This is a genomic window from Burkholderia sp. AW49-1 (genome assembly GCF_053427845.1).
On the sequence record NZ_JBSAXF010000004.1, the window covers coordinates 266,922 to 293,821 of the forward strand.

29 protein-coding genes and 1 pseudogene are annotated in these 26,900 nt (G+C 66.8%); 14 read left to right on the top strand and 16 right to left on the bottom strand.

Annotated features, from left to right (window positions below):
- Positions 1-101: 101 nt before the first annotated feature.
- Positions 102-935: pseudogene (locus ACV22W_RS09510) on the bottom strand (ISL3 family transposase); the annotation flags it as partial.
- A gap of 49 nt (positions 936-984) precedes the next feature.
- Between ACV22W_RS09510 and ACV22W_RS09515 the strand changes: the two are divergent.
- From ACV22W_RS09515 to ACV22W_RS09540, 6 genes are all read left to right on the top strand, one after another.
- On the top strand, positions 985-1,350 hold the full coding sequence (locus tag ACV22W_RS09515) for a cysteine peptidase family C39 domain-containing protein (protein WP_448018997.1): 366 nt from the start codon (positions 985-987) through the stop codon (positions 1,348-1,350).
- A gap of 18 nt (positions 1,351-1,368) precedes the next feature.
- Positions 1,369-1,599 carry a hypothetical protein gene (locus tag ACV22W_RS09520; RefSeq protein ID WP_448018926.1) on the top strand — a complete coding sequence of 77 codons (231 nt, stop codon included), beginning with the start codon at positions 1,369-1,371 and terminating at the stop codon, positions 1,597-1,599.
- A 768-nt stretch (positions 1,600-2,367) separates the two neighbouring features.
- Positions 2,368-2,877 (top strand): hemagglutinin repeat-containing protein, encoded by a 510-nt coding sequence (locus tag ACV22W_RS09525; protein WP_448018927.1) that lies wholly within the window; start codon positions 2,368-2,370, stop codon positions 2,875-2,877.
- A 109-nt stretch (positions 2,878-2,986) separates the two neighbouring features.
- Entirely contained in the window at positions 2,987-4,276 is a 1,290-nt protein-coding gene (locus tag ACV22W_RS09530) for an NAD(P)/FAD-dependent oxidoreductase (protein ID WP_448018928.1), read from the top strand.
- A gap of 16 nt (positions 4,277-4,292) precedes the next feature.
- Complete coding sequence (locus ACV22W_RS09535) at positions 4,293-4,850, top strand: helix-turn-helix domain-containing protein (protein ID WP_448018929.1); 558 nt, start codon at positions 4,293-4,295, stop codon at positions 4,848-4,850.
- A gap of 147 nt (positions 4,851-4,997) precedes the next feature.
- Entirely contained in the window at positions 4,998-6,344 is a 1,347-nt protein-coding gene (locus ACV22W_RS09540) for a glutamine synthetase family protein (RefSeq protein ID WP_448018930.1), read from the top strand.
- Between the two features lie 63 nt (positions 6,345-6,407).
- Here the strand turns inward: ACV22W_RS09540 and ACV22W_RS09545 are convergent, their stop codons facing one another.
- The 5 genes from ACV22W_RS09545 to ACV22W_RS09565 all read right to left on the bottom strand — a co-directional run bounded on the left by ACV22W_RS09545 (position 6,408) and on the right by ACV22W_RS09565 (position 11,509).
- Positions 6,408-6,923 carry an N-acetyltransferase family protein gene (locus ACV22W_RS09545; RefSeq protein WP_448018931.1) on the bottom strand — a complete coding sequence of 172 codons (516 nt, stop codon included), beginning with the start codon at positions 6,921-6,923 and terminating at the stop codon, positions 6,408-6,410.
- 102 nt (positions 6,924-7,025) lie between these two features.
- Positions 7,026-7,415 (bottom strand): lysozyme inhibitor LprI family protein, encoded by a 390-nt coding sequence (locus ACV22W_RS09550; RefSeq protein WP_448018932.1) that lies wholly within the window; start codon positions 7,413-7,415, stop codon positions 7,026-7,028.
- A gap of 50 nt (positions 7,416-7,465) precedes the next feature.
- Complete coding sequence (locus ACV22W_RS09555; RefSeq protein WP_448018933.1) at positions 7,466-8,227, bottom strand: N-acetylmuramoyl-L-alanine amidase family protein; 762 nt, start codon at positions 8,225-8,227, stop codon at positions 7,466-7,468.
- A 148-nt stretch (positions 8,228-8,375) separates the two neighbouring features.
- Positions 8,376-9,995, bottom strand: a complete 1,620-nt coding sequence (locus ACV22W_RS09560) for an FAD-dependent oxidoreductase (RefSeq protein ID WP_448018934.1) — start codon at positions 9,993-9,995, stop codon at positions 8,376-8,378.
- Entirely contained in the window at positions 9,995-11,509 is a 1,515-nt protein-coding gene (locus tag ACV22W_RS09565; protein ID WP_448018935.1) for a polyamine aminopropyltransferase, read from the bottom strand. Before ACV22W_RS09565 ends, ACV22W_RS09560 begins: the two co-directional genes overlap by 1 nt.
- 121 nt (positions 11,510-11,630) lie before the next feature.
- Between ACV22W_RS09565 and ACV22W_RS09570 the strand changes: the two genes are divergently transcribed.
- From ACV22W_RS09570 to speD, 5 genes are read left to right on the top strand one after another with little or no spacing between them, the layout of a single operon-like run.
- The gene (locus tag ACV22W_RS09570) at positions 11,631-12,017 is read left to right on the top strand and encodes a DUF350 domain-containing protein (RefSeq protein WP_040140507.1); all 387 of its coding nucleotides are present in this window, start codon (positions 11,631-11,633) and stop codon (positions 12,015-12,017) included.
- A 26-nt stretch (positions 12,018-12,043) separates the two neighbouring features.
- Complete coding sequence (locus ACV22W_RS09575; protein ID WP_448018936.1) at positions 12,044-13,087, top strand: SPFH domain-containing protein; 1,044 nt, start codon at positions 12,044-12,046, stop codon at positions 13,085-13,087.
- A gap of 9 nt (positions 13,088-13,096) precedes the next feature.
- Positions 13,097-14,617, top strand: a complete 1,521-nt coding sequence (locus ACV22W_RS09580) for a DUF4178 domain-containing protein (protein WP_448018937.1) — start codon at positions 13,097-13,099, stop codon at positions 14,615-14,617.
- Positions 14,617-14,763, top strand: a complete 147-nt coding sequence (locus tag ACV22W_RS09585) for a hypothetical protein (protein ID WP_448018938.1) — start codon at positions 14,617-14,619, stop codon at positions 14,761-14,763. The genes ACV22W_RS09580 and ACV22W_RS09585 overlap by 1 nt, the downstream gene beginning before the upstream one ends.
- Positions 14,760-15,137 (top strand): adenosylmethionine decarboxylase, encoded by a 378-nt coding sequence (gene speD / locus ACV22W_RS09590; protein ID WP_448018939.1) that lies wholly within the window; start codon positions 14,760-14,762, stop codon positions 15,135-15,137. The genes ACV22W_RS09585 and speD overlap by 4 nt, the downstream gene beginning before the upstream one ends.
- Positions 15,138-15,144: 7 nt before the next feature.
- Here speD and ACV22W_RS09595 read toward each other — a convergent pair whose 3' ends face one another.
- On the bottom strand, positions 15,145-15,597 hold the full coding sequence (locus ACV22W_RS09595) for a type II toxin-antitoxin system RatA family toxin (RefSeq protein WP_059526845.1): 453 nt from the start codon (positions 15,595-15,597) through the stop codon (positions 15,145-15,147).
- A 185-nt stretch (positions 15,598-15,782) separates the two neighbouring features.
- Between ACV22W_RS09595 and ACV22W_RS09600 the strand changes: the two genes are divergently transcribed.
- Together ACV22W_RS09600 and ACV22W_RS09605 are read left to right on the top strand one after the other, a co-directional pair.
- A complete protein-coding gene (locus ACV22W_RS09600) occupies positions 15,783-16,823 on the top strand; it encodes a bifunctional nicotinamide-nucleotide adenylyltransferase/Nudix hydroxylase (protein ID WP_059526842.1) in 1,041 nt (346 codons plus the stop codon).
- A 74-nt stretch (positions 16,824-16,897) separates the two neighbouring features.
- On the top strand, positions 16,898-18,331 hold the full coding sequence (locus ACV22W_RS09605; RefSeq protein ID WP_448018940.1) for a nicotinate phosphoribosyltransferase: 1,434 nt from the start codon (positions 16,898-16,900) through the stop codon (positions 18,329-18,331).
- A 42-nt stretch (positions 18,332-18,373) separates the two neighbouring features.
- On the opposite strand, the gene ACV22W_RS09610 is transcribed toward ACV22W_RS09605, so the two are convergent.
- Positions 18,374-19,831, bottom strand: a complete 1,458-nt coding sequence (locus tag ACV22W_RS09610; RefSeq protein ID WP_448018941.1) for an aminotransferase-like domain-containing protein — start codon at positions 19,829-19,831, stop codon at positions 18,374-18,376.
- Positions 19,832-19,957: 126 nt separating this feature from the next.
- Here ACV22W_RS09610 and ACV22W_RS09615 point away from each other — a divergent pair, with 126 nt between their 5' ends.
- Positions 19,958-20,845 carry a DMT family transporter gene (locus tag ACV22W_RS09615; RefSeq protein WP_448018942.1) on the top strand — a complete coding sequence of 296 codons (888 nt, stop codon included), beginning with the start codon at positions 19,958-19,960 and terminating at the stop codon, positions 20,843-20,845.
- A gap of 72 nt (positions 20,846-20,917) precedes the next feature.
- Here the strand turns inward: ACV22W_RS09615 and ACV22W_RS09620 are convergent, their stop codons facing one another.
- The 8 genes from ACV22W_RS09620 to ACV22W_RS09655 form a co-directional block, all read right to left on the bottom strand.
- A complete protein-coding gene (locus ACV22W_RS09620) occupies positions 20,918-21,535 on the bottom strand; it encodes a hypothetical protein (protein WP_059600109.1) in 618 nt (205 codons plus the stop codon).
- A gap of 70 nt (positions 21,536-21,605) precedes the next feature.
- Entirely contained in the window at positions 21,606-22,223 is a 618-nt protein-coding gene (locus ACV22W_RS09625; protein WP_059526829.1) for a hypothetical protein, read from the bottom strand.
- Between the two features lie 111 nt (positions 22,224-22,334).
- Positions 22,335-22,955, bottom strand: a complete 621-nt coding sequence (locus ACV22W_RS09630; protein WP_448018943.1) for a hypothetical protein — start codon at positions 22,953-22,955, stop codon at positions 22,335-22,337.
- Positions 22,952-23,494 (bottom strand): hypothetical protein, encoded by a 543-nt coding sequence (locus ACV22W_RS09635; RefSeq protein WP_448018944.1) that lies wholly within the window; start codon positions 23,492-23,494, stop codon positions 22,952-22,954. The genes ACV22W_RS09630 and ACV22W_RS09635 overlap by 4 nt, the downstream gene beginning before the upstream one ends.
- 47 nt (positions 23,495-23,541) lie before the next feature.
- Positions 23,542-24,657: an extracellular catalytic domain type 2 short-chain-length polyhydroxyalkanoate depolymerase gene (locus ACV22W_RS09640; protein WP_448018945.1), complete on the bottom strand. Its 1,116-nt coding sequence runs from the start codon at positions 24,655-24,657 to the stop codon at positions 23,542-23,544.
- 175 nt (positions 24,658-24,832) lie between these two features.
- Complete coding sequence (locus ACV22W_RS09645; RefSeq protein WP_448018946.1) at positions 24,833-25,279, bottom strand: lysozyme; 447 nt, start codon at positions 25,277-25,279, stop codon at positions 24,833-24,835.
- Positions 25,263-25,952, bottom strand: a complete 690-nt coding sequence (locus ACV22W_RS09650) for a DUF2589 domain-containing protein (RefSeq protein ID WP_448018947.1) — start codon at positions 25,950-25,952, stop codon at positions 25,263-25,265. Before ACV22W_RS09650 ends, ACV22W_RS09645 begins: the two co-directional genes overlap by 17 nt.
- A gap of 210 nt (positions 25,953-26,162) precedes the next feature.
- Positions 26,163-26,855: a DUF2589 domain-containing protein gene (locus ACV22W_RS09655; RefSeq protein ID WP_059526817.1), complete on the bottom strand. Its 693-nt coding sequence runs from the start codon at positions 26,853-26,855 to the stop codon at positions 26,163-26,165.
- Between the last annotated feature and the right edge of the window lie 45 nt (positions 26,856-26,900).

Consider the following 26,900-nt stretch of genomic DNA (forward strand, 5'->3'; position numbering starts at 1 on the left):
TGCAGCGGGTGGGGGTGTACCGTAGTTCGGGGCATGAGCATCTGAACGGGTGTCTGGTGGTGCCGGTGGCGGATATGGAGACGGGCGCGGTGCGCCAACTTGGTGTTGTTGATGCCTTCGACGACGCTGGTATTGAGCGGACGGCGGCAGCGGGCGAGGATTCCGTGCCAGTAACCCTGCAGGTGCTGCGCGAACACTTGCAGCGCGGCAATCCCGCTTTGCCGGGCTTGCTCGATCCAGTGTTCCCAGGCCTTTTGCGCCCAGGCAGGCTTTCGGTAGAACCAGAGCCGTTTGAGTTCGTCGCGTAGCACGTAGACGCACAACAACGGCTGATTGGCAGCCAGCAGTTCCTTCAGATGCACGGACTGCTCGGGCTTCAGGTTGTGGCGGTTGCGCAGCAGCAGCCAACGACTGGATTTCAATACCTTGCGGGCCGGCCGGTCATGGCGCAACTGATTGGCCTGATCCACTCGTACCCGATCGATCACCTCGCGCCCGTACTTGGCCACGACGTGGAACAGGTCGTAGACCACCTCGGCCTGCGGACACTGCGCCTTGATTTCCAGCTCGTAGGCCGTGGTCATGTCGATCGCGACTGCTTCGATGCGCTCGGCAACACCCTCAGGAAGCTGCTCGAAGAAAGCGCGGGCCGTCTCGCGTGAGCGTCCCGATCCAATCCAGAGCACTTGCCGGCCGATCGGATCGACCACCACCGTGGCATACCGATGGCCTTTATGGAGTGCAAACTCGTCCATCGCCAGATAGCGGATCGTCGACCAGTCCGGCTCAGCCACACGCGCTTGCAAGCGCATCTTGTCGATCGATTTGACCGTGTGCCAGCCCAGATCGCAGAAGGCCGCCACTGCCTGCACGCTGGCTGCTTGCAGCAGTTTCTCGCAGGCCTTGGCAAATCGCTCCGTCACGCGCTGGTATATTTCGAACGTTGGCGATGTCGCCTGCGGCCCTACTGCGTGTGCAATGGTGATGAACGATCGAGGGCAATGGGTCAATATTTCCCAAATTGCCAAGGACGCGAACCTTGTGCCTGGATGGGGCACGGATGTTGTCGGGCTGTCGAACGCACTGCAGAAGAATGGGCTGAGCTCGGCTAGATGGGCTGTCGATGCATCTGTCGACGACTTGGCTGCGGCTACATCGAGAGGAAATGCTGAGATTGCTCACGTCGACTTGGATGTTGGCGGAGGGCACTTTGTTGTGATGGACGGAGTGACGACACGGTTGGGGAAGTCCGTTGTTGAAATCAGAGACCCTGGGACCGGGGCGCAGTACTTTGTCCCCGCCAAAGAGTTCTCTAAGAAGTTTACTGGGCAAGTTGTTTATACGCACTAATTGTTAGGCGTGAGAGCTATGGAAATTAGCGAACTCAATGAAAGGGCCGGAACCATTACTTTCGACGTGGAAGTGGTTTTGAAGGGTTTCTTTGTCATGGATGGGCAGGATGGATATTTTGTCGAATCGGATGCTAGGGTTCGGGAAAAGAATCGCGCCGTCTTGGTGCGACATGATGATTTGAAAAAGAAACTTCTTTCAAGTGTCCCTGTTTTTGGCGGGGGCATATTTGTACGGGGATCAAGCTGAAATTGCCGGTGTCTTATCGAAATCGAATGATGGTAGATTTCTTTGTGAAATAACTGATGTAACGAAATTTTTGATTTATAAGCATGGTCAGGCTATGCCGGTTCGATTGTAGTGCTTATTTGATTTGGGTTGTATCGGGCTGCCTTATTTGGTGTTTGCTTGATGCTGATGGGCATGTGCGCTGATCGCTTCAGGCTGTTGCCGGTCGGGACTTGAACGCCGATGCGGCTGGCTATCTGAATACGAGTACGGTCCGGCCGGGACAGACAAATAACTTTGCTGGCGGATACGCAGGCGGGGGATCCGCGCTGTATGGTGGTTTGGGTGGCGGCGTCATGTTGTCGCCTGGTAACGGTACGGCGACTGTTGTAGGCTTCGGTGCAGGTGTGAACGTGGGGAAGACAAACAACCCGGCATCCGTTGGCTGGGGTTTCTCCGTTGATCAAGGGAAAACTGGAACTAGGTGGTAGCCATGGGACCGTCAATTACATCTGTTCCGAAGACGCGAGCGCAGAAAATCATCTGGTGGTGCTGTTTTACGGCGATGATGGGCTTCATCGTGTATGTGGTGTTGAAGAACCTTTTCTTTAGTTGAACGACAGAGCCTGGCGGATGCCGGGCTCGGTGTTTATGAACGCGGGGAGCGAGAGCGACGTCGAGGCTATTGTTCAGCGGCGAATTGTTCGTCGTGGTGGATACAGTCCTGAATCTCCTATTCGGTCATCTCGCGATTGCCGATCCGGTAGCGGTGATCGGGGAGATGGTCAATTGCTGGGAGCGGTAATTGACGGAGATGCTGGAGAACGGAGCGGACGTGCGGTTCGTGCACGTGATGTTGGGGCACGCACAACTGACAAGCATGCAGATTTACACGCAGGTGGCGACACGGGCACGCAGATCGCGACGGGCGGCAACCTGGCGATAGTCGCCGGCCATGACGTGAATGCGACGGCTGCGTACGCCAACGCGCAGGGCGCAATTGGCGTGAGCGCCGGGCACGATGTCAACCTGAACGCCGGCGAGCAGAGCGCGAGCGCGAACGACGAGCACTATCGCAAGGAGAACGGCTTCCTGTCGTCGAAATCGACGCACACGATCGATTCGAGCAGCTACACCAACGCGATCGGCACGACGTTGTCGGGCAGCACGGTTGCGATGATTCTGAACGACCGTGGACAATGGGTGAATGTCACGCAACTCGCAAAGGACAGCGGTCTCATGCCGGGTGAGGGTACCAACGTAGTTGGTCTTACCAAAGCGCTGCTGTCGGACTGCTGAGGCTTTCATTTATCCGACGATGCGAGCCCTCATTCTCCCGCTTGCTCTCGTGAAATTGCCGTGCTAATTTTTCATGAAATTATCCGGTGAGAATTTCACGGGAGTCCGCATGTTCGTGCAGTCTGACCGTCACGTCGCAAGCTACTACGTCGGCGCTTATCCGGCGCCGATTCCGAGGCGGCCCGAACTGGACGAACGCGTCGACGCCGACGTGCTGGTCGTCGGCGCGGGCTTCAGCGGGCTGCACACGGCGTTGCGTCTCGCGCTCGCGGGCAAGCGCGTGGTCGTACTCGAAGCGAGCCGCGTCGCGTGGGCCGCATCGGGCCGCAACGGCGGGCAGGCGCTGCTCGGCTGGTCGTGCGACATGCAGCCGCTCGAGGATTCGCTCGGCCGCGACGGCGCGCGCATGCTGTGGGACAGCATGCGCTGGGCCGCGGCCGAAGTGCGCGAACTGCCCGCGCGGCACGGCTTCGACATCGACTACCGGCCCGGCAGCCTGTGGGCCGCGGTGCGGCCGCGTCGCGTCGCGATGCTCGCGCAGGCCCGCGACGAGGCCGCGCAGCGCTGGGGCTACGACCAGCTGCGCGTGATCGGGTCGGACGAGATGCCGGGGTGGATCGGCAGCGCGCGCTATCTTGCCGCGCTTTACGATCCCGAGGCCGGCCATCTGAATCCGCTAAAGCTCGCGCTCGGTCTCGCGCAGACGATCGAACGGGCCGGCGGCCGCATCTTCGAGCAAAGCCGCGTGCTCGACTGTCGCGAAACCGCGGGCGGTCACGTTGCCCGCACCGCGCACGGCGAGGTGCACGCGGACGTGCTGGTGCTCGCGTGCAACGCGTATGTCGACCGGCTCGCACCCGAACTGTCGCGCCGGTTGCTGCCGGTCGGCACCTACCAGGTCGCGACAGCGCCGCTCGCGCCGGACGTCGCACGCTTGCTGCTGCCGCGCAACAGTTGCGTGATCGACAACCAGTTCGTGCCCGACTATTTCCGCCTGAGCCCGGACAACCGCCTGCTGTTCGGCGGCGGCTGCACGTATCTCGGCGGAATTCCGGCCGACATCGCGGCCGCGACGCGCCCACACCTGGAACGCGTGTTTCCGCAACTGGCCGGCGTACCGCTCGAGTACGCGTGGGGCGGCCACATCGACATCAGCATGCGACGCACGCCGGACATCGGCCGTCGCGGCCAGCGTTTCTGGCTGCAGGGCTTCTCGGGGCACGGCGTGTTGCCGACGCTCGCCGGCGCGCGTGCGGTCGCCGACGCCGTGCTCGGCGACGATCGCCTGCTCGCGCAGTACAAGCGCATCCGCAACCCGCGTTTCCCCGGCGGCGACCGCCTCGCCGCGCCGCTGGAAGCGATCGGCAAGGCCTGGTACCGTTTGCGCGATACCGTCTGACGCACCGGAATTCAACATGAACGAACAGGAAGAGATAGAAAGTCTGGCGATCCTGATCCGCGATCTGCGCAAGCATCGCAAGGTCACGCTCAACGATCTCGCGGAACGGATCGGCCGCTCCGTCGGCTTTCTGTCGCAGGTCGAGCGCGGCCTGTCGCGTCCGACGGTCGCGGATCTCACCGCGATCGGCGAGGCGCTCGGCGTGCCGACCACGTATTTCTACAGCCTCAGCAAACCGCGCAGCGTGCCGTGGGTCACGCGGCCCGATGAGCGGCGCACCGTGTATTACGCGGCGGGCATCACGGACATCCTCGTGTCGCCGAACATGCGTTCGCGCTTCTCGATCCTGGAGAGCCATCTCGCGCCCGGCGCGAGCAGCGGCGAGCGCTCCGTCGACGACAGCGACGAGCAGGGCGGCTTCGTGCTCGAAGGCGAGCTGACGATCTGGATCGAAGGCGACGACACGCCCGTCACGCTCGGCCCGAACGACGCATTCCAGCTTCCCGCGCACAAGCGCTTTCGTTACGCGAACCTGGGCGATGCGCCGGCGCGCGTGATCTGGGTGTTCACCTGAGTTTGTCGGCCGGCGGCTCGGAGGGTCGCCGCGCCGTGCCGCCGGTTTGCAGTACTGATCGACATCGGGAATGTGACGTGCCGCATGCCGATGAGTCCGATTCGCCGCGCCGCGGCACCGCCATACAAGACATGGAAAGGATGAGACATGGCTGACGTCGTTCCCGTGCTGGTCGATGAAATTCGCGCATTCCGGCAGGCGCATCCCGAGATCCGTTATGTCGACCTGATCTGTCTCGACCTGCCGGGCCATTTCTACGGCAAGCGCTATCCGATCGATGCGCTGGAGAAGGTCGCGTCGGGTTCGCTGCTGAAGCTGCCGCAGAACTGCGTGCTGCTCGGCACGCAGGGCGGCCTGTACAAGATCGGCGACTACTGTTTCAACGACGGCGACCCGGATGCGCCGCGTCGCCTGATTCCCGGCACGCTGAAGCCGGTGCGCTGGGAGCGGCAGCCGCTCGCCCAGATGCTGATCAGCTCCGACGGCACGGATGCGCCGATCGAGTTCGAGCCGCGCGAAGTGCTGGCGCGCGTGCTGCGGCGATTCGTGGCACGCGGCATCCGGCCGGTCGTCGCGTTCGAGCTCGAGTTCTATCTGTTCGCCGCGCAGCTCGCGGACGGGATGCCGCAGTATCCGCGCGATCGCTTGAGCGACGATCGCGACGACCAGCCGAACATGCACATCGAACGCCTGTCGCGGTTTTCCGACGTGCTGCACGAGATGGTCGAGGCCGCGTGCGAGCAGGGCGTCGACGCGACCGTGATCACGGCCGAGCTCGGCCCCGGCCAGTTCGAGATCAACTTCGGACACACCGACGACGCGTTGCGCGCGGCCGACTGGTCGGCGCTGTTCTGCCGCAGCACGCGCGGCGTCGCGTTGCAGCACGGCTACCGCGCGAGCTTCATGGGCAAGCCGTATCTGCATGCGCCGGGCAGCGGGATGCACGTGCACGTGAGCCTGTACGACGACGCGGGCCGCAACCTGCTCGCCGCGGACGGGCAGCGGCCGCTGCGGCATGCGGTGGCCGGCTGCCTCGAGCTGCTGCCGCATTGCATGCCGGTGTTCGCGCCGAATCACAATGCGTTCCGGCGCTATGGATCGATGGTGAACGCGGCGAGCCGTGCAAGCTGGGGCTTCGAGGATCGCGACGCGTGCATCCGGATTCCGGAATCGGATGCGCGCAATCTGCGGATCGAGCATCGGCTCGCGAGCGCGGATGCGAATCCGTACCTCGTGCTCGCGGCGATCCTCAGCGGGATGGAGCACGGGCTCGACGCACGGATCGAGCCGATCGCGCCGCTCAACGACGATCGCGGCAGCGGGATCGATTTTCCGAAGGAGATGCTGTCGGCCGTCGCGGCGATGCAGGATCACGCGGCAGTGCGTGAAGGGCTCGGCAGTGAATTCGTGATGGTGTATTGCGAGAACAAGCGGCAGGAGGAGCTGGATTTTCGCAACGAGATCGGGGCGCGGGAGTATCGGTGGTTTCTGTGACGGCGCGACGCGTGACTTCGCCGCGTGGCGGCAAACCCGACAGGAAATGAACCGAAGGCGGGGCTACGGAAGCGCGCGCCAATAGCGGATCTCTTCGATCGGCACACCGTCGATCTCGAACGTCTTGGTGTCGCGCTCGGCGACGAAACCTTCGCGTTCGTAGAATGCCTTCGCCCGACGATTGTCGACGAGGACCCACAGCGATACCCATCGATGCCCCGCGTCATGCAACGATCGTCGCGCATGGGCGACCAGCGCGGCACCGATTCCCAGGCCGCAATGCGACGGGCGCAGATAGATTGCCCCGATTTCGCCCCAGGCGGAATCCTTGTCGGTGTCGCGCGTCGGACCATAGGCAATCCAGCCTCTCGGCTCGCCTTCCGTCGACGCGAGTGCAACATGTGATCGTCCGGCGTCGAGCACGTCGCGCCAGGTGGTGGCGCGCTGTTCGACCGACAGGCCGGCGAGGTACGAGGCAGGCACGATGCCCGGGTAGGTTGCACGCCACGATGCGACGTGGATTTCGGCGATGGCCGGTGCATCGGCGGACGTGGCGGCGCGGATGTCGATCGTCGTCATGTTCGATGTCGTCGATATGTCAAGGGATTGCCGAATGACGGATGGTGCAGGAAAGGAGGGGCCGCACCGCGAATCGACTCACGGCACGGCACCGGGCAGCCCTTACTCTCCGAGCTTCGCCGTCACGCACCCCGTGCTCGAGCACTCGCGTTCGCGCTCGCGCAGGAACGACAGGCGCGACTGCGTGAAGTCGATCGCGCATTGGAGGTTCACGAGATAGCCGTCATCGCGCGTTTCGCTGCAGCGATCATCGCGCTGCTTCATCCACGCGAGCTGGCCCGTCTTCAGCTTCGCCTGCTGGTCGCCGCTCAACTGCTTGCGCACGCGGCCGTACTCGTCGTTCAGCTCGCGGTCGACCTGCGAGAACTCGTTGCTGCTGCAGTACACCTGGTCGAATGCGCTGCGTGGTTTACCGCAGCCGGCCGCATGCGCGGCGAACGGAACGGCGAGCGCAAGCAGCGCGCAGGACATGAGCAGATTCTTCTTTTTCATGGCACTCCTCCTCACTGGGTGAAAACCGTTGAAACCAACGGGCGTTACCTTTACCTGGCCGCCGTACACGCGTCGATCCCGCCCGCGATCGCGGTGGCGAGGCGCTGGATCGTCTCGCGCTGCGCGAGCCGTTTTTCCTCGTCGGGATTGACGATCACGCCGGCCTCGACCAGCACGGCCGGAATAGGCGCGGTGCGCAGCACGACGAGATCGTCGAAGCGGTGGATGCCGAGTTGCGGATCGATCAGCGGACGATTCTCGCCCTTGATCGGCTGCGCGTGATACAGCGACGGCCGTTCGCCGGCCGCGACCAGCCGCTCGGCGATCACCTTCGCGCAACGCAGGCTTTCCGCGTAGTGCGGATTGCGCTCCGACACGAACACGGCGAAACCGCGGAATTCGCGTTGCCGCCCCGCGTCGATGAACTGCTGCTGCATCGAATCGTGATGGATCGACGCGAACAGGTTCGCGTCGGGGGCCTGCGTCGAGCGCTGGTCGAGCGCGATCTCGCGGCCGTCGGCCGACGTGCGCAGTACGCGATCGCCGTGCGCGGCGAGCTTCTCCGCGACGGCGGTGGACAGGTCGAGGTTGTATCGGTATTCGACGCGGCCGCTGGCGCCGGTGGCGCCCGGGTGGGCCGGCGTGTGGCCGGTGTCGACGACGACGTAGCGGCCGGAGGCCGGCTGCGCATCCGGGCCTGCGGCATCGGCCGCATGCAGCGCCGGCGGCACGCCCAGCAGCGGCGCGCACGCGAGCAGGCGCGCGGCGGCGCGCACGAACGGGCGAAGGCGTCGAACGGTTCGGTTTGTCATTGTTGTTGTCGAGGAGGACATGCGGCGCGTCGTATGGCGCGCACCGTCGGCCTGCTCAATGCAGTCGGAATGTCGCGCGATTATAGCGGTTGCCGGCGGCGCCGCAATGACGAAATGACCGCTGCCGCACGGCGGCGCGCGCCGGCAATCAGGCGAGCACGCGCCGGGCGGCGAGCATGCCCCAGTACGACGCTTCCTCGAACAGCGACAGCCCGGACAGGTCCGCGTGCGCGAACACGACGGGGCCGTCTGCCTCGCGTAGCGCGAGCAGCCCCGGCCGGCTCAGGAAACCGACGTCGGGCGTCGCCATCGCGTGGCCGCGCACGGTGATCTCGAGCGCGGTCGCATGTTTCCACAGCTCGCGTCCGTACACGGCTTGCAGGTCGATCGCCGCTTGCTCGCGCAGCGCGTCGGGCTTCGCCTGCGCGAGCCAGCGACGCGTGTCGTCCGGCGAGCGCGTGCTCAGCGCCTGATAGGCGGAGAACACCGAGCGCGTCGGCGGCGACATCCGGATCAGCTGGTGCGTCGACACGACATAGCCGAGCCCCGCGCCTTCGTAGACGACGTTGTCCCATGCGAGCGGCACACCGGCTTCCTCGGCCGGCATCCCGTCGAGCAGGAAGTTGGACACGAGCCACGGCGCGCGCGGCGGCAGGTCGCGCACGGGATCGAAGCCACAGGCGCGAAGCTGCGGAAACACGCGCGCCGCGACGAACAGCGGCATCGCGCTGACGACGCGCCGCGCCTTAAGCGTGAACGTCGTCAGCGTACCGTCGTCGGCGACGCGTGCGCACAGCACGTCGACGCCGCCGTTTCGTTCAGTTGCGTGAACGGCGAAGCCGTCCCGCGACCACGCGTTCGAGCCGGTGCGCGCGGTGATCGAGTCGCTCAGCTTCGTCACCATCGTGTGCAGTCCGTCGGGCCAGGTCAGCACCGCGCCGTCGCTCGCATCGCTTGCGTGACCGCCGCGCGACGAGAAATAGTGCAGTCCGGCCCACGCAGACACGTGGTCGTAGCCCGCGCCGTAGTCGTCGCGGCAGCAGTAGTTCAGGTACCAGTGCAGCGCGCTCGCGGTGTAGCCCTCGTCGAGCAGCCACTGTTTGAACGAGCGCCGGTCGAGCGCGCGCCAGCGCGGGTCGCGCGACGATTCGGCGATCGGGATGCAGAACACCTTGCGGCCGTCCGCGCCGCGCGCGGTGCGCAAACCGTCGGTGTACGCGAAGAAGCGCGTTTGCTGCGCGAGCGCGGCGGCGTCGAGGCCGGTCGTCGGCACGATGCCGTCCTGCCACTGGCCGGTGATGAACAGCCGCTCGTCGGGCGCGTGCACGAGTGCGCGTTCGTCGAATGCGGGATGCGCGGAGAACGGCGCCGATTCGATCACGCCGAGATCGGCGAGCATGTCGCGCAGATGCGCGGATTCGAGCGACGGCAGCGGCAGGTAGTGCGCGCCTTTCGGGTAGCCGAGCTCGCCGAAGCGGCCGCCGGCCGCATTGCCGCCGAATTCGGGGCCGGCGAGCACGACGAAGCGCGCGTGACCGGCGCGCGCGAGCTGCCACGCGCACGACAGGCCGGCCGCACCCGCGCCGAGGATCGCGACGTCGGTCTCGATCGTGCCGGACGGCGGCGGCAACGCCGCGTGATCGCGCAGTGCGTGACCTTCGCGCATGCCGGGGTAACCGACGCGCGGCGTCGTCTCGATCCAGCCGGTGCGGCCGCACGCGGCGAGCGACGCGGCCGCGGACGCGACGAGGAACGTGCGGCGATCCATCAGCGCAGCACGTGCTTCCAGTCGTCGTCGAAGCGGCGCACGAGCGGCTGGTCGTTGAGTTCGTTCGGCGACATCGGCAGCGCCGGCATGTCGGCCGGGAAATGGAACATCTCGGCGGCCGTCTGCGCGTCGAGCCAGCGCGTCGGCACCGAATAGCGCGTCGGCACGGTGAAGTCGCGGCGCTTGCCCGCGATCACGAAGCCCCAGTCGCCGAACGACGGCACGTAGCAGTGGTACGGCCACGTGTTGAGCCCGGCTTCGTGCAGTGTCGCGATGATCGTCCAGTATGCGTGCGGCGCGAAGTACGGCGACGTCGACTGGATCACCGCATAGCCGTTTTCCGACAGGTGGCGTGCGAGCAGCCGGAACACCGGCACCGAATACAGCCGGCCGAGCCCGAAGTTGGTCGGATCGGGGAAGTCGACGACGATCGCGTCGTACACGTCGGCGTTCGATTCGAGCCAGCGCACCGCGTCGTCGTTGATCACCTGCACTCGCGGGTCCTTCAGCGCGCCATGGTTCAGCTTCACGAGCGGCGCGGAGGTCGAGAACAGCTTCGTCATCGCGGGGTCGAGATCGACGAGCGTGATCCGTTCGAGGTTGCGGTGCTTGAGCAGTTCGCGCACCGCCAGGCCGTCGCCGCCGCCGAGCACGAGCACGCGTTTCGCCCACGGCAGCGCCTCGATGGTCGGATGGATCAGCGCTTCGTGATAGCGATGCTCGTCGCGCGACGAGAACTGCAGGTTGCCGTTCAGGTACAGCCGCATGTCGTCGTGCCATTGCGTGAGCACGATGCGCTGATACGGCGTCGTTTCCGAATAGATCGTCTCGTCGCCATACACGCCGTGCTCGGCCCAGTGCGTGATGCGGTCCGACAGTACGAAGCCGGCGACGAGCAGCCCGATCACGAGCGACGCGCGCATCAGCTTGCCGCGCACGTTGCGGATCTCGTCGCGGAACAGGTGCGTGGTCCACAGCGCGACGAATGCGTTCAGTAGCCCGAACAGAAAGCTGGTGCGCAGCAGGCCGAGACGCGGCGCGAGCACGAGCGGGAAGATCAGCGACACGGCGAGCGAGCCGAGATAGTCGAAGGTCAGCACCTCGCTGACGGTATCGCGAAACGCCTGGCGGCGCTGCTGGAACGCGCGCATCACGAGCGGAATTTCCATCCCGATCAGCAGGCCGAGCGCGAGCACGAGCGCGTAGAGCGCCGCGCGGAACGGCGCGGCCAGCCACGCGAACACCGCGAACAGGAGTGCGGCCGACACGCCCCCGAGCAGGCCGACCAGCAACTCGATGTCGACGAAGCGGTCGAGCACGTCGTCGTCCTCGACGAACTTCGCGAGCCACGAGCCGATCCCCATCGCGAACAGGTAGCAGCCGATCACCGACGAGAATTGCAGGATCGAATCGCCGAGCAGGTAGCTCGACAGCGCGCTGCTGATCAGTTCGTAGCCGAGCCCGCACGACGCGAGCACGAGGATCGACAGGACGAGCGCGCGCTTATGCAGCATGGCGCGTCCGTTGTGCAGGGCTCGTCAATGTGGATATACTGGCGCGGATTTTCGTGGGGCGGCCCGCCATGGGCCGGCCGGCGAGGGGGCGGCGAACCGAGCACAAAATCCGAGGAAAAGAATGAATAGTGCCTATCTTTATGCGGTTCATTTGCTGTCGGCGTTCGTGCTGCTTTTCGTGTTCGCGGCAGTGTACCTGAAGGTCACCCCGTTCGACGAACTGGCACTGATCCGCGACGGCAACGCGGCCGCGACGCTGTCGTTCGGCGGCGCGCTGATCGGCTTCTGCCTGACGCTCGCCTCGAGCATCGCGCACAACTCGACGCTCGGGGAAGTCGTGCTGTGGGCCGTCGGCGCGATGGCCGTGCAGCTCGTCACCTATGCGGTGCTGACCCGCCTGATTCCCGGCATGAATCATGCGATCGAGGATCGCAACATCGCGATGGGCGGCCTGATGGGCACCGCGTCGCTCGTCGTCGGCATCATCAATGCCGCCTGCCTGACCTGACGCGCCACGCGCTCGAGGAGACCGACATGAGTCTGGGTTCGTTTATCCGCAAGCAGTTCATCGACGTCCTGCAATGGACGGAAGACACCGACGGCGTGCTCGCCTGGCGCTATCCGATGGAAGACCAGGAGATCCAGTACGGCGGCCAGCTGACCGTGCGCGAAACGCAGGTCGCGATCTTCGTCAACGAAGGCAAGGTCGCCGACGTGTTCCAGCCCGGCCTGTACAAGCTGGAAACGCGCACGCTGCCCGTGCTCACGTATCTGAAGAACTGGGACAAATTCTTTCAGTCGCCTTTCAAGTCGGACGTGTACTTCTTCAGCACGCGGCTGCAGCTCGGCCGGCGCTGGGGCACCGCGCAGCCGGTGACGATCCGCGATCGCGAATTCGGCTTCGTGCAGCTGCGCGCGTTCGGCATCTACTCGTACCGGATCGTCGACGCGGCCGCGTTCCACCGTGAAGTGAGCGGCACGCGCGCGCAGTACACGGTCGACGATCTCGAACAGCAACTGCGCAACCTCGTCGTCACCGCGATGAGCACGACGTTCGGTTCGGCCGACGTGCCGTTCGTCGACATGGCCGCGAACCAGACGCTGCTGTCGCAACGCGTCGCCGAGGCGCTGGTCCCGGTGTTCACGCGCTACGGCCTCGCGCTCGATGCGTTCGCGGTCGAAAGCGTGTCGCTGCCGGCCGAGTTGCAGAAGGCGCTCGACCTGCGGATCGGCGCGGGGATGGCCGGCGATCTCGCCCGCGCGACCCAATACCAGACCGCACAGGCGATCCCGCTTGCCGCGCAGAACCCGGGCGGCATCGCGGGCGTCGGCGCGGGGCTCGCGGCCGGCGCGGCGATCGGGCAGGCGATGGCCGGCCAGATCGCGGGCGCCGCGCAACCGGCGCCGCCCGCGCCCGTCGCGGCACCGGTCGCTGCCGCGCAGCCGGCCGCACCGGCCGAAGGAACCGATTACGTGCAACGCCTCGAACAGCTGAAGGCATTGCTCGACAAGAGCCTCGTGACCGAAGAGGACTATTCGCGCGCGAAGGCGGAAATCCTCGCGAAGCTCACCCGGTAAGCATCGCGCATGTTCAGTACTTCGTGCCCCCAGTGCGGCGCGCCGGTCGAGTTTCGCTCGGCGGCGGCGGTGATGGCCGTCTGCGCGTTCTGTCGCAGCACGCTGCTCAAGCGCGGTGCCGACGTCGAACGCATCGGCGAGCTCGCCACGGTGCTCGACGACGCGTCGCCGATCCAGATCGGCGCGGCCGGGCGCTACGGCAAACGCACGTTCACGGTGCTTGGCCGCCTCCAGATGACCTACGACGCCGGTGCGTGGAGCGAGTGGTACGTCGTGTTCGACGACGGCGCGTTCGGCTGGCTGTCGGATGCATCGGGCCAGTATGCGGTCACGGTGCGCGAGCCCGATGACGCATCCGGCGGCGCGTGGCCCGCATTCGGCACGCTGGAACCGGGTATGCGGATCGATCACGGCGGCCGCGCGTTTCTCGTGTCCGACGTGCGCACCGCGCGCTGCACGGGCGGCGACGGCGAGTTGCCGTTCCGCGTCGATGCGGGCTGGGAAGCGCGCGTCGTCGACCTGCGCACCGGCAACGCGTTCGCGACCTTCGACTATTCCGACGCCGATGCGAACGGCGGGAGCCCCGCCGTCTATACGGGCGAGGCACTGGAGTTCGACGCGCTCGCGTTCACGGGGCTGCGCGATACCGAAACCGATACGCGGGAGAGACGCGGCGCGGAGATGGTGCCGTTCGCGTGCCCGAGCTGCGGCGCGCCGCTGTCATATGTGCCGAACGTGGCCGATTACGTCGTATGCGGCAGCTGTCACGCGGGCGTGCAGTGCACGGCCGAGCAGCAGACCGTGTTTGCCGCACAGCGCAAGCTCGATGCGGTGAAGGGCGCGCTGGAACTCGGCGCGATCGGCACGTTCGACGGCGTGAAGTACACGGTGATCGGCATGATGCGTTGCCGCGTGCCGGGCGACGACGAGACGTGGGACGAATACCTGCTGCTGAACCCGAAGCGCGGCTTCCTGTGGCTCGTGCAGAGCGAAGGGCGCTGGGAGCGCGTGCAGGTGCTCGACCGCTGGCCGACGATCGGCGGCGAGTCCGACGTGACCGACGGCGGCAAGACCTACCGGCTGCGCGAGACGTACGATTCGGAAGTCGTGTACGTGGTGGGCGCGTTCAACTGGCGGGTGCAGGTGGGCGACCGCACGTCGATCGTCGACTATGGCTGGCAGAAGGACAAGCTCACGCGCGAGCGCAGCGCCGCGGAAATCGTCTGGTCGCGCGCGCAGCCGTTGTCGGCCAGCGCGCTGGCCGAACGCTTCACCACGCCGGCGCTCGCGAAGGAGGCGGTTGCGTCTGCAACGGGTTCCGCCGGACAGTCGACCGGCCTGTTCGGCGCGAAGCACCCGCACAGCTTCGCGCCGCTGCCGCTCGTGTTCAGCGCGATTCTCGTGATCTTCAACATGGGTGCGCTGTTCTCGTTCAGCGGCCGCTCCGTCTACGTGCTGGTCGGCCTGCTCGTGCTGTGGCTGCCTGAATGGCTGTGGAAGAGTTTCGCGTCGGACGGGGGCAACGCGTAATGCGCTACATCCTCTATGGACTTTACGGGCTGATCGTCGTCGCGTTGTTCAGCTGCGCGTCGCTTGGCGGCAGCGGGTCGGGCGGCGGCGGGTGGGGCAGTTCGTCGGCGCGCAGCGGCTACTCGTCGTACGGGTCGCACAAATGACGGCGCGCGACGGTCTCGCCGCGCCGCCTGCGATGCTCGGCTCGCACGTGCTGGCCGATCTCGCCGGCATCGACGCGGTGCTGCTGCGCGACGCCGCGCGACTCGAGACGATTCTCACGGACGCCGCGCAGCAGGCCGGCGCGCGCGTGATCGGCGCGCATTTCCATCATTTTGGCGGTGAGCATGGCGTCACGGGTGTCGTGCTGCTCGCGGAATCGCACGTCACGATTCATACGTGGCCCGAGCACGGCTTCGCGGCCGTCGACGCATTCATGTGCGGTGCCGCGCGCGCGGCCGATGCGGTCGATGCGATCGCTGCCGCACTCGGCACGCATGCACAGGTTCGGCAGCAGGTGGCGCGCGGCGTCGCGTGAGCGACGCTCAGTGCGGCAACGCTTCGGCTTCGGCCCAGCGCTTGAACGAATCGAGACGCCGGCGCGTGTGCACGAGATAGAACGCGCCGATCAGCGGTTCGAGCAGCCAGCGCAGCCAGGACGGCTGCGCGCGGAACTGGTACGTGAACTTCACTTCGGTCGTGCCCGGCGTGCGCTCCGTGAAATTCCAGCTGCCGCTGAAGCGTTCGAGCACTTTCGGCCCGTCGACCATTTCGATGGCCGCGACCTGCGGCGGACGGTACGAGATGTAGCGCGACACCATCGTCGCGCCGGACTGGCTGCGGCAGAACGCGTCGACACCGACGTCGGCCGTCATCCCGTCGAGCAGATACGCGTCGGCGAGGAAGTTGTCCCACACGAGCCGCCGCGCGTAGTCCTGCGACCACGTGAAGAGGCGTCTGCGATCGACGCCGACGATCCGGCTGACTGAGATCCTCATGATGGATGGCGGGCGCCACGGCGCGGATTGGGATGAAATCGAGTGTACCGCGCCGGCGCCGCACATTTCGTCAGACTTCGTCAAGTCGAGTGCGTGCTCGATTGACCTTCCCCGGGAATTCCCCTACGATCGGTTCCATGCCTTCGGGAAAGACCCGAAGCGTTTCAATCTCTTGAGGGAGCCTCATGAGTACGCAACAGAACCGGCGCTTCGACGCGCTCGTTTTCATTGGTCGTTTCCAGCCCCCGCATCGTGGTCACCTGAACGTGCTGAAGTCGGCACTGAGCCGGGCCGAGCGCGTGTGCGTGCTGATCGGGTCGACCGACAAGCCCCGCACCATCAAGGATCCGTTCTCGTTCGACGAGCGCTGCCAGATGCTGGCTTCGCTGCTCGAGCCGTCCGAGCGCGATCGCGTGACGGTCGCGCCCGTGCAGGATTCGACGTACAACGACGGCGACTGGGTGCGCTGGGTGCAGGATGCCGTGGCCGCCGCGCTCGGGGACGTCGCGCAGCGCAAGGTCGGGCTGATCGGCCACGAAAAGGACGCCACGTCGTATTACCTGCGGATGTTCCCGCAATGGGAGCTCGTCGACGTCGATGCGACCGAAGACATTTCCGCCACCGAAATCCGCGACCAGTATTTCGCCGAACGCACCAACAGCTTCGTGCAATGGGCCGTGCCGGAACCCGTGTTCGGCTGGCTCGAACATTTCCGCACGCAGCCGCAATTCGCGCAGTTGAAGGCCGAAGCCGAATTCATCGCCGCGTATCGCAAGGCTTGGTCGGCCGCACCGTATCCGGTCACGTTCGTGACGGTCGATGCGGTGGTCGTGCACTCGGGCCATATCCTGCTCGTGCGCCGGCGCAGCGAACCGGGTCGCGGCCTGTGGGCATTGCCGGGCGGCTTCGTGAACCAGGACGAACGGCTCGACGCGGCGTGCATCCGCGAATTGCGCGAGGAAACCGGCCTGAAGCTGCCGGAGCCCGTGCTGCGCGGCTCGATCAAGGATCGCCAGGTGTTCGATCATCCGGCCCGCTCGCTGCGCGGTCGCACGATCACGCATGCGTGCCTGTTCAACTTCCCGACCGGCGAGTTGCCGCGCGTGAAGGGCAGCGACGACGCCGACAAGGCGCGCTGGGTGCCGCTCAACGAATTCGCGCAGATGCGCAACGTGATGTTCGAGGATCACTTCGAGATCGCGTATCACTTCCTGGGAAAGCTGTGACGCGCTGATTCCCCGGATTCCGGTCCGCCGCGACAGACGCGGCGGCACTTCAACGGCCTAGAGGAGCTCTAGCCATGCAAAACGATCCCGGCGGCCTTGCCGCGATTCTCGCCAATCCGATCCTCAACACGGATTCGTACAAGGCTTCCCACTTCCTGCAATATCCGCCCGACGCGCAGGCGATGTTCTCGTACGTCGAGTCGCGCGGCGGCCGCTACGACCGCACGCTGTTCTTCGGCTTGCAGATGCTGCTGAAGGAATATCTGTGCCGGCCCGTCACGCACGCGATGATCGACGGCGCCCGCGATTTCTTCGCGGTGCATGGCGAGCCGTTCAACGAGGACGGCTGGCGCCATGTCGTCGAGCACTACGACGGCTATCTGCCCGTGAAGATTCGCGCGGTGCCCGAGGGGGCGATCGTGCCCGTGCACAACGTGCTGATGACCGTCGAATGCGACGACCCGAAGGTGTTCTGGCTAGCGTCGTATCTGGAGACGATGCTGCTGCGCGTGTGGTACCCGGTGACGGTCGCGACGCGCAGCTGGCACCTGCGGCAGACGATCCGACGCTTTCTGGAGAAGACCGACGACGATCTCGCGCAACTGCCGTTCAAGCTGCACGACTTCGGCGCGCGCGGCGTATCGAGTGCGGAATCGGCCGCGATCGGCGGCGCCGCCCATCTCGTGAGCTTCATGGGTTCGGACACGGTGCTCGGCGTGCTGGCCGCGAACCGCTTCTACCACGAGCCGATGGCCGCTTATTCGGTGCCGGCGGCCGAGCACAGCACGATCACGTCTTGGGGGCGTGAGCGCGAAGCCGATGCGTATCGCAACATGATCGCTCGTTTCGGTCTGCCCGGCGCGATCGTGTCGGTCGTGTCGGACTCCTACGATCTGTTCGCCGCGCTCGAAATGTGGGGCGGCGAGCTTCGGCAAGCCGTGATCGATTCGGGCGCGACGCTGGTCGTGCGTCCCGATTCGGGCGACCCCGTGTCGATCGTGCTGCAGACCGTGCGCGCGCTCGACGCATCGTTCGGTTCGTCCTTGAACGGCAAGGGACGTCGCGTGCTGAATCATGTGCGCGTGATCCAGGGCGACGGCGTCGACGAGCTGTCGATCGACGCGATTCTCTCCGCGCTCGACGACGCGGGCTATGCGGCCGGCAACGTCGTGTTCGGCATGGGCGGTGCGCTGCTGCAGCAAGTCAATCGCGATACGCAGCGCTTCGCGATGAAGTGCTCGGCGATCCGGTGCGACGGCGTGTGGCACGACGTGAGCAAGGATCCGGTCACCGATCCGGGCAAGCGCTCGAAGAGGGGGCGGCTCACGTTGCTGCGCAATCGGCGCACGGGAGAATACCGGACGGTGACGCTGCCGGTCGCGTGGGACGATCGCGCGCGGGAAGACGAGTGGGACGACGCGCTCGAAACGGTGTTCGATACGGGGAGGATGCTGGTCGAGACGACGTTCGCGGAGGTGCGGGCGAGAGCGCACGCGGCGGAGGTGTGAGGATGGCGGCGGGGCGTTCGTGCGCTCCGCCGCCCTGGATGTTCATCGGTCGCCGGCCGGTGTGCGGTCGCTGCGTTCCGCCGCACCCGTCGCGTCCATTGCCCGCGCCAGCGCATCGAACACCGCCGGCCCCTTGCAGCGCGACACGTTGAAGCGCATGAACGACGTCGCGCCGTGTGACGCACTGAACACGTTGCCGGGCGCGAGCACCACATCGTGGTCGAGTGCATGACGCGCCACGCGTGCGGCATCGAGCCCGTCGGGCAGTTCCGCCCAGACGAACAGGCCGCCGCGCGGTTCGGTCCAGATCCCGAGCCCGGCGCGCGCGAGCCGCCGGATCGTTTCGCCCATCGCATCGGCCAGCTGCGCACGCAGGCCGTCGAGATGGCGCCGGTAGGTGCCGTCGACCAGCAGCCGGTGCACGACGTTCGCGCCGAGCTGCGCGTTGCCGAACGACGTCGCGAGCTTCAGGTCGACGAGCGCGTCGATCCATTCGGGGCGCGCGGCGACATAGCCGCAGCGGATCGCGGCCGACAGCGTCTTCGAGAAGCTGCCGATCGACACGACGCGCGACAGCCCGTCGAAAGCCGCAAGGCGTGGCGCGGGCGTGCTCTCGAAATCCGCGAAGATGTCGTCCTCGACGATCAGCAGGCCGTGCTCGGCCGCCAGCGTCAGCAGCCGGTGCGCGACCGGCGGCGCGAGCGTCGCGCCGGTCGGGTTGTGCAGCGCCGCGTTGGTGATGTACAGACGCGGCCGATGCTCGGCGAGCACCTGCTCGAAACGTGCGAGATCGGGGCCGTTGGGCGTGAACGGCACGCTGACGATCCGCGCGCGATGCGCGCGCAGCAGCGCCTGGAAGTTGAAGTAGCACGGATCGTCGAGCACGACGGTGTCGCCCGGCTCCAGCAGCAGCCGGCAGACGAGATCGAGCGCGTGCGTGCCGCCGTCGGTCAGCATGATCTGCGAGGGCTCCGCATGGACGCTGTGCTGCGCGAGTCGCCACGCCAACTGCTGGCGCAACGCGGGCAGCCCGAGCGGCGTCGCGTAGTCGGTCAGCGCGTCGGGTTCGTCGCGCGACGCCGCGCGCAGCGCGCGTCGCAGGCTCTCGTCGGGCAGCCACGACGACGGCAGCCAGCCGCAGCCCGGCTTCACCGAGTTCGGCGCCGCCTCGAGCGCCTGGCGCGACAGCCACAGCGGATCGAGTTCGCGATCGAGGCGCGGGCCGAGTTCGGCGAGCGCGAGCGGCGGCGCGTGGCCCGACACGTAGAAGCCGGAGCCGCGCCGCGCAACGAGCACGCCTTCGCTCGCGAGCCGCTCGTACGCGTCGACGACGGTCGATTTCGACACGTGCAGCGTGTCGGCCATCATCCGGATCGACGGCACGCGCGCGCCGGGCATCAGCGCGCGGCTCGCGATCCGTGCACGCAGCGTGTCCATCACGGTTTCCACGCGCGTGCGCGACGGCGCGGGCGGAGCAGGGGCTTGCACGGAACGGCTCATGGCGAGAGGAAACTGTATGGTCGGTTGTCCAGTACAGTTTGTCCGGATTGTATTGGGCTGTAGCTTACGCGCTTTTCGCGGGCGGCGGATCATCGGTCATCGACCTTTTTCCGATCAGGATTTCCCGTGCAAAAGACGACCGACGGATGGCTCAGCGGCCTGCTGGGCGTGATCATCTTCAGTGGTTCGCTGCCCGCGACGCGCGTCGCGGTGCAGGGGCTCGACCCGCTGTTCCTCACGTTCGCGCGCGCGACGATCGCCGGCGTGCTCGGCCTGATCCTGCTCGCCGCGCTGAAGCAGAAGCGGCCGACGCGTGCCGAGACCGCGTCGCTCGTCGTCGTCGCGCTCGGGGTCGTGGTCGGTTTTCCGTTGCTGACGGCGCTCGCGCTCAAGCACGTGACGTCCGCGCATGCGATCGTGTTCGTCGGGCTGCTGCCGCTCGCGACCGCGCTGTTCGGTGTCTGGCGTGGCGGCGAACGGCCCCGGCTGCCGTTCTGGATCTTCTCGCTGATCGGCAGCGGTGCGGTGGCCGCGTTCGCGTTGCGCAACGGCGCAAGCGCGTCGGTGGTGGGCGATACGCTGATGCTGGCCGCGATCGTCGCGTGCGGGCTCGGCTATGCGGAGGGCGCGCGCCTGTCGCGTCAGCTCGGGGGCTGGCAGGTGATCTCCTGGGCGCTCGTGCTGTCGCTGCCGGTGATGCTGCCGCTCGCGTGGTTCACGTGGCCCGCGACGTTCGACGGCGTCGATGCCGCCGCGCTGTGGGGGCTCGCGTACGTGTCGCTGTTCAGCATGCTGATCGGCTTCGTGTTCTGGTATCGCGGCCTCGCACTCGGCGGGATCGCGGGCGTCGGCCAGCTTCAGTTGCTGCAGCCGTTCTTCGGTTTCCTGCTCGCGGCCGGGCTGCTGCACGAGACGGTGCCGCCGTCGATGCTCGCCGTGACGGTCGTGGTCGTCGGCTGCGTCGCGGGTGCGAAGTACTTCTCGAAGATGGCGCCCGTGCGGCGCGCGAGCTGATTCATGCACCGCGGTCGCGCGACGACGTGACGGGTGCGGCCCGTTCGCCGTCGCGCACGCGTGGCTTGCGGCTTATCCCATCACGACGTTCGCGAGCCGGAACTGATACGCGGTCGCGGTGGTGCCGCCGCCGCCGCCCGTCATCACGATGTCGGCGCTCTTGATCCCCAGCAGTGACAGTTCGGTGTTGATGTCGGACAGCACGGCCGAGTTCATCACCGCGCCCTGTTCGATCTGCGATGCCGTGCCGATCCACAGCGTCGGCTTGAACTCGAACACCGCTTTCTGCCCCGGCACGATACCCGTCTTGTGCGCGAGCAGCCGGTTGTCCTTGAAGACCGACGCGGTGATCGCCCCCTGGCTCAGGTCGTTGCGCAACTGGATCTCGCGCGACGTCGGCGCCGGGCCGGCCAGCGCGAGCACGTTGCCCGACGTCGAACGCGACACGTTGAACACCTGTCCGTTGTCTGCGCGCTTCTGCGGCATGTAGTTGCCGTCGGCATCGCTCGCCGAGACGGTCGTCAGCATCGGGAACACGAACGGATGGTTGTCGCCGCGCCCGCAGTTGGTGATCACCTTCCACGCGATCGCGAGCTCGTCGAAGTCCGTCGACACGTTCTTCTGGAAGATCACGATCTGGCTGTTGTTGACGTCGTTCGACAGGTTGACGAAGTTGAGATTGATGTCCATGAGTCACCTTGATTCGATTTGTAGAACTGATTGAAAGGGCGCCGGCCGTGCGTCGCCGGCGCACGGACCGTTACGCCATCACCACGTTTTCCAGCCGGAACGTGAACGGCATCGAGCGCGGGCCGGGGCCGCCGCCGGTCATCACGATGTCGGCGCTCGCGATGCCGAGCAGCGACAGTTCCGTGTTGATGTCGGAGATCACTGCGGAATTCATCAGGGCGCCCTGTTCGATCTGCGACGCGACGCCGATCCAGATCGTCGGCTTGAACTGGAACACGGCCTTCTGGCCCGGCGCGACGGACGTCTTGCGCGCGAGCGCGCTGCCGTCCTTGTAGATCGTTGCGTTGATCGCGCCGGCCGGCAGGTCGTTGCGCACCTGTACCTCGGAGCTCGCGCCCGGGTCGCCGCCGAGCTGCAGCACGTCGCCCGAGCTGGAGCGCACGACCTGGAACACCTGGCCGTTCGCGGCGACCTGCTGCGGCATGTAGTTGCCCCAGCTGTCGCTCGCGCTGACGCTCATCGTCATCGGGAACTTGAACGGATGGTTGTCGCCCTGGCCGCAATTGCGGATCACCTTCCACGCGATCGCGAGTTCGTCGAAGTCGGTCGCCACGTTCTTCTGGAAGATCACGACGCTCGAGTTGTTCGCGTCGTTCGAGCGGTTGATCAGGTTCAGTTGGATATCCACGTCGTTGCTCCTTGAGTTTGAAGAAACGGCAGTCGGTCTGCCGCACACCTTTCCCGCCGGCCCGGCCGCGAAGCCGTGCCGTCAAGCCGGTTCAAGCCGTGTCAGGCGGCGCTATGCGCGCACGATGTGTTCGAGCGCGAACGCAAACGGCTGCGCGTCGGTGCCGGTGCCGCCGCCCGTCATCACGATGTCGGCCGCGGCGACGCCCGCCAGCGGCAGAAGCGTGTTCGCGCTCGACATCACCGCCGCGTGCAGTGCGCGGCTTTCCTGTATCTGCGACGCCACGCCGATCCACAGCGTCGACGTGAAGCGGAACACGGCCTTCTGCCCGGGCGCGACCGCTTCCTTCACCGCGATCAGCCGGCCCGCGCTGAACGCGTTGACGTTCACGGCGCCGCGCCGCAGGCGGTTCACGACCTCGATGTCGCCGCCCGGCGCGTCGGCCGGGTCGGGCACGAGCCGGCCGCGTCCGGTCGGCTGCGCGTCGACCACGAAGCGCACGCCGGCGGGTGCCGCGACGCGCGGCGAAAAGTTGCCGTGCTCGTCGCCGAGCGCGACGTCGATGTCGGTCGAGTAGTCGAACGGATGGAAGCAGTCGCGCCCGCAATAGCGGATCACCTTCCACGCGATCGCAAATGCGTCGAGATCGGGGATCACGTCGCGCTGGAACAGCACGACCTCGCTGTTGCCGCAGTCGTTCGAGCGGTTGACGAAGCGGAGCTTGATGTTCATGACGTTTGCTCCTGATCGGACGTGCCGCGATCGTCGCGCAGCGTGCGGTCGGCCCACTGCGCAAGCGCGGGCGCGACGCCGTTCGCGAGCGACGCGACGTGCAGCGCATGTGCGCGCGCCTGGGCCTGCAGGTCGCCCGCGAAGCGGCCGAGCGCCATCGCGGCATCGGCGGGGCCGCGCGTGCGGCCGAGATCGTCGAGGTATTGCGCGGCCGCGTCGGCCATCGCGCCCGCATGCTGCAGGTGGCTCTGCGTGAAGCGCGTCGCGAGATCGGCGTTCAGCGCCGCCAGCTCCTTGACCGCGGTGGCCGAGCTGCCGGGCGCGAACCGTTCGAGCTGGCTGCGCCACGACGCGTCGATCGCGGTCTGGCAGGCGTCGGAGTAACGGTGGCCGGCGAGCAGCGCGGTGTGCGCGAACGCGCGCCACGCGGGGCCGCCGGACGTGCCGCCGGCGCCGGTCGTCTGCGCGGCGACCTTGCCGAACAGCTGGAGCGCGTCGGCGTGCGCGCGTTCCCATTGGGCGATGAACGTGGAGAACATGGCGATTCCTCGTGATGAAGGGGCGGTGACGGCGGCCGGTACGCGGATTACTGACGCGCGGCGCCGAGGCGCTGCACCATCCGCATCACGGCGGCCATCTGCGGCGCGTCGCGGCGGTAGAAGCCGGGGTTGAGCGGATCGGTGCTCGTATAGCCCCAGAAATCCCAGCAGCCGAGCGGATTGACGGCCGATTTCTCGACCTGTGGATAGAGCACGACCAACCGGTTCGTGTCGGCGATCTCGTTGTAGCCGACACCGCGAATCATCTTCTCGCCGACGGCCGCGACGTTCTGCACGCAGCCGTGGAACACCACGTGCACCGCGCAGGCCGTGCGCTCGCATTCGGCCGGCACGTATGCGTAGCCCGTGTCGCCGAGCGACGCGCCGCGCTGCGGATCGAACTCCCGCTGATCGAACTTCAGCAGCTTGCCGCCTGCCTGGGCGACCGGCGGATTGAGCGGCTTGTCGGGCGTGCCGTAGATCCAGCGCACGATGTCGTGCGCCTGGTCGAAGCCGCAGTTGTCGATATACGGGCTCGCGTTCGCACTGCACGCGTTGTCTTCGGGGCGGTTCGTGATGAACGCATGGCCGGCGTCCGGCGATTCGCGGTAGTGAAGGTTCGCGGCCGGGACCTGCGCAAGCGTATAGAAACGCGCGGTCTGGTCGACGACGCGCGTCGACACCACCGTATCCTTCGCGCCGCTGAACACGTAGATGCGCTGAGCGCGCAGCGCGGCCGTATCGTCGATCTCGCCGCGCTGCGCGAACATGCGCGCGGCGCGCCAGGCATCGGCTGCGGAAGGCGCGGGACCGATCGGCTGCATGCACAGCGTGGTCGCGGCCACCGCCGGCGGGATCAGCGCATTCACGCCCGCGCAGTAGAACGGGCCGCCCGCCACGATGCCCGCGCCGATCAGCCGGCTCGAGAACGCGACGTCGAACTGCGCGGCCATGAAGCCGCCGGACGACAGCCCCGACACCGACGTGCGCTGGAGGTCGGCGCCATATGCGGGCAGCGGATCGGCGGGGGCGGCGATGGCGTGCGGCGCGACCGTCGCCACGGCCGCAATGGCGACGCATGCGGCGCCGAGCACGCGGCGCACCGTGCGCGAAACGGTGAAATGCGGCGGCGTCGTGCGGCCGGGCGAGCGAGTGATCTTCATGCAGGGCTCCTGTCGTGACGAGTAACGAACGTGAATGACGAATGACGAACGGCTGGAACGGATGCGGCAAGTTTTCAGCGACGGTTTCAGCTTACGGGCAGCCGACGACATGCGAAATGGCGCGAACGACACGCGCGGCGACCCGTGACGTTCGGCCGGTGCGGTGTCCCGGCGCTCACGACAGAAACAGCGCGCGCTCGGCCCGGCGGCGCTTCGTGAGCCCCGCGAGCGGCTTGCCGCCGGCCTTGTTCCAGACGAGGAACTGGTCGGCCGCACGCGCGCTGGCGCCGGCGTTCAGGTAGCGCAGCAGCGTGGACGAGCGCAGCCGTCCCGCGCCGAGATTGAAGACGAACGACATCAGCGCATCGAACTGCTGCTGCGTGACCGGCACGCGCAGCAGCTTGCGCAGGTTCATCTCGGCGCCGCGCAGGTCGCGCCGCAACAGCGCCTCGGCTTCGGCCGGCGTGAGCGGTCGCGTGAAGCGCTCGTTCGGCAGGATCAGGTGCCCGTAGCCGATCGTCGGCTTGCCGACCGCGTCGAGATAGCGTGCGAGCCGCAGCCCCTCGAACTGCTTGATCAGCGCGATGCCTTGCTCACCGGTGTGTTCAGGCTGGTTCGCCATCGTCGTTCTCCTTGCTGCCCGGCCGTGCGCGCGGCACCAGGCGATGCGTGTATTCGTCGATCACGCGCATGATCGCTTCGGGCGGCGGCAGCGCCGCGAACTGCATTTCGATGTCGATGTGCTCGGTGTCGCGCTGCCGCGCGTTGCCCTGCGCGTCCTTCTTCCCGGAGCGCGGCGCGAACGTCACGTAGAAGCGGCCGCGCTGGTCGTCGTCGCCCGCGACTCCGCCGGCCGGCAACGCCTCGGTGAAGTCGCCGCGCACGGTCAGGTGCACGATCATCCGGTCGAGCGCGAGCCCGCGCGGCGTGGCGAGGGCGACGAGCGGCACCGGCATCGTGTGCTCCGCGTCGAGCGCAACCGTGACCTCGCGTGGCGCGAGCAGGCCGTCGTCGCGCAAGTCGAAGAACTGGTCGAGCACGGCCGTGTACTGGTGCGCGAGCAGTTGGTTCGCGGCGGCCGCGGCATGCTGCATCCCGCGCGCGATTTCGTCGAGCGCGATGCCGCGTGGCGGCGGGCGCTCGTCGTCGGCAGGCGTGCCGGGCGGCGCCGGTGGGGCGGGTGGAGCGGGTGGAGCGGGGGGCACGTCGCCGGCAGACGCGCCGGGCACGGCGCCCGGTGCATCGTGCGCGCCCGGCGCGGCCCCGGCCGGCGTGCCGGAGACGTCGGGCGGCACGTGGCGCGCCGGATCGGCGGTTACCGCCGCCGGCGCGGCGGTGCCCGAGACCGTCCCCGTAGTGCCGGCCGCCGCATCGGCCGGCGGCGGGACCGGCCCGCCCGGTTCCGCTCGGGCGGTGCGGCTACCCGGACGCGTATCGCCGTCATCCCGCCCGCCGCCCGCGCGGCGAGACCGTCTGAAGAGCCTGAACATGGCCGGCCCGCGCGCTTACGCGTGCGCCGGCTGCTGTGCATCCGCACCGGCGCCGGCAGGCGCGGCCGCGCTACCGCCCGCGCCCGACGCATCGCCGACCAGCTTGCCGTCGGTCGGCGTCGCCGGCAGCGGCTTCACGGCCTTCGCGTTGCCTTCCGTGACGACCGGCTTGGTCGCGGCTTCGGTCAGGAAGTCGATCACGCGCATCAGCGCTTCGGGCGGCGACTGGCGCTTCACCTGCGTATGGATCGAATATTTCGCGCGCGTGTCGGTGCTGCGCGTCTGCTCCGCCTTGTGCGACACGCGCCCGGACACGCTGACGCTGATCGGCCCCCAGCCGAACTTCGCCTGGAATTCACCGCCGGCCTCGGTCGACGACGACGACTTCTCCGATTGCGTGATCTCCATCTCGAAGTCGATCGTGCCTTCCTCGATCGCGATGATCGGGTGGACGATCGCCGCGAGCAGCGGGATGCGCATCGTTTTCTGCACGACGCCTTTCGACACGCCGCTTTCGTCCACCAGCGTCTCGTCGTAGTCGAACTGGACGGCCACGGCCTTGCCGCCCTGGATGCAGACCTGCATCAGGAAATCCGCGTAGCTCTTCGCGGCCTGCGTCTGCGCACTGATCATCGCCTTCAACGGGCCGGCGATCATTTGGTCCATGGGTAAAGCGTTAATCACTGAGCCGATGAAATTCGCGTCCATGAATAAACTCCTCTTCGTGTTGAAGACAACGGAAATTCGTTGTCT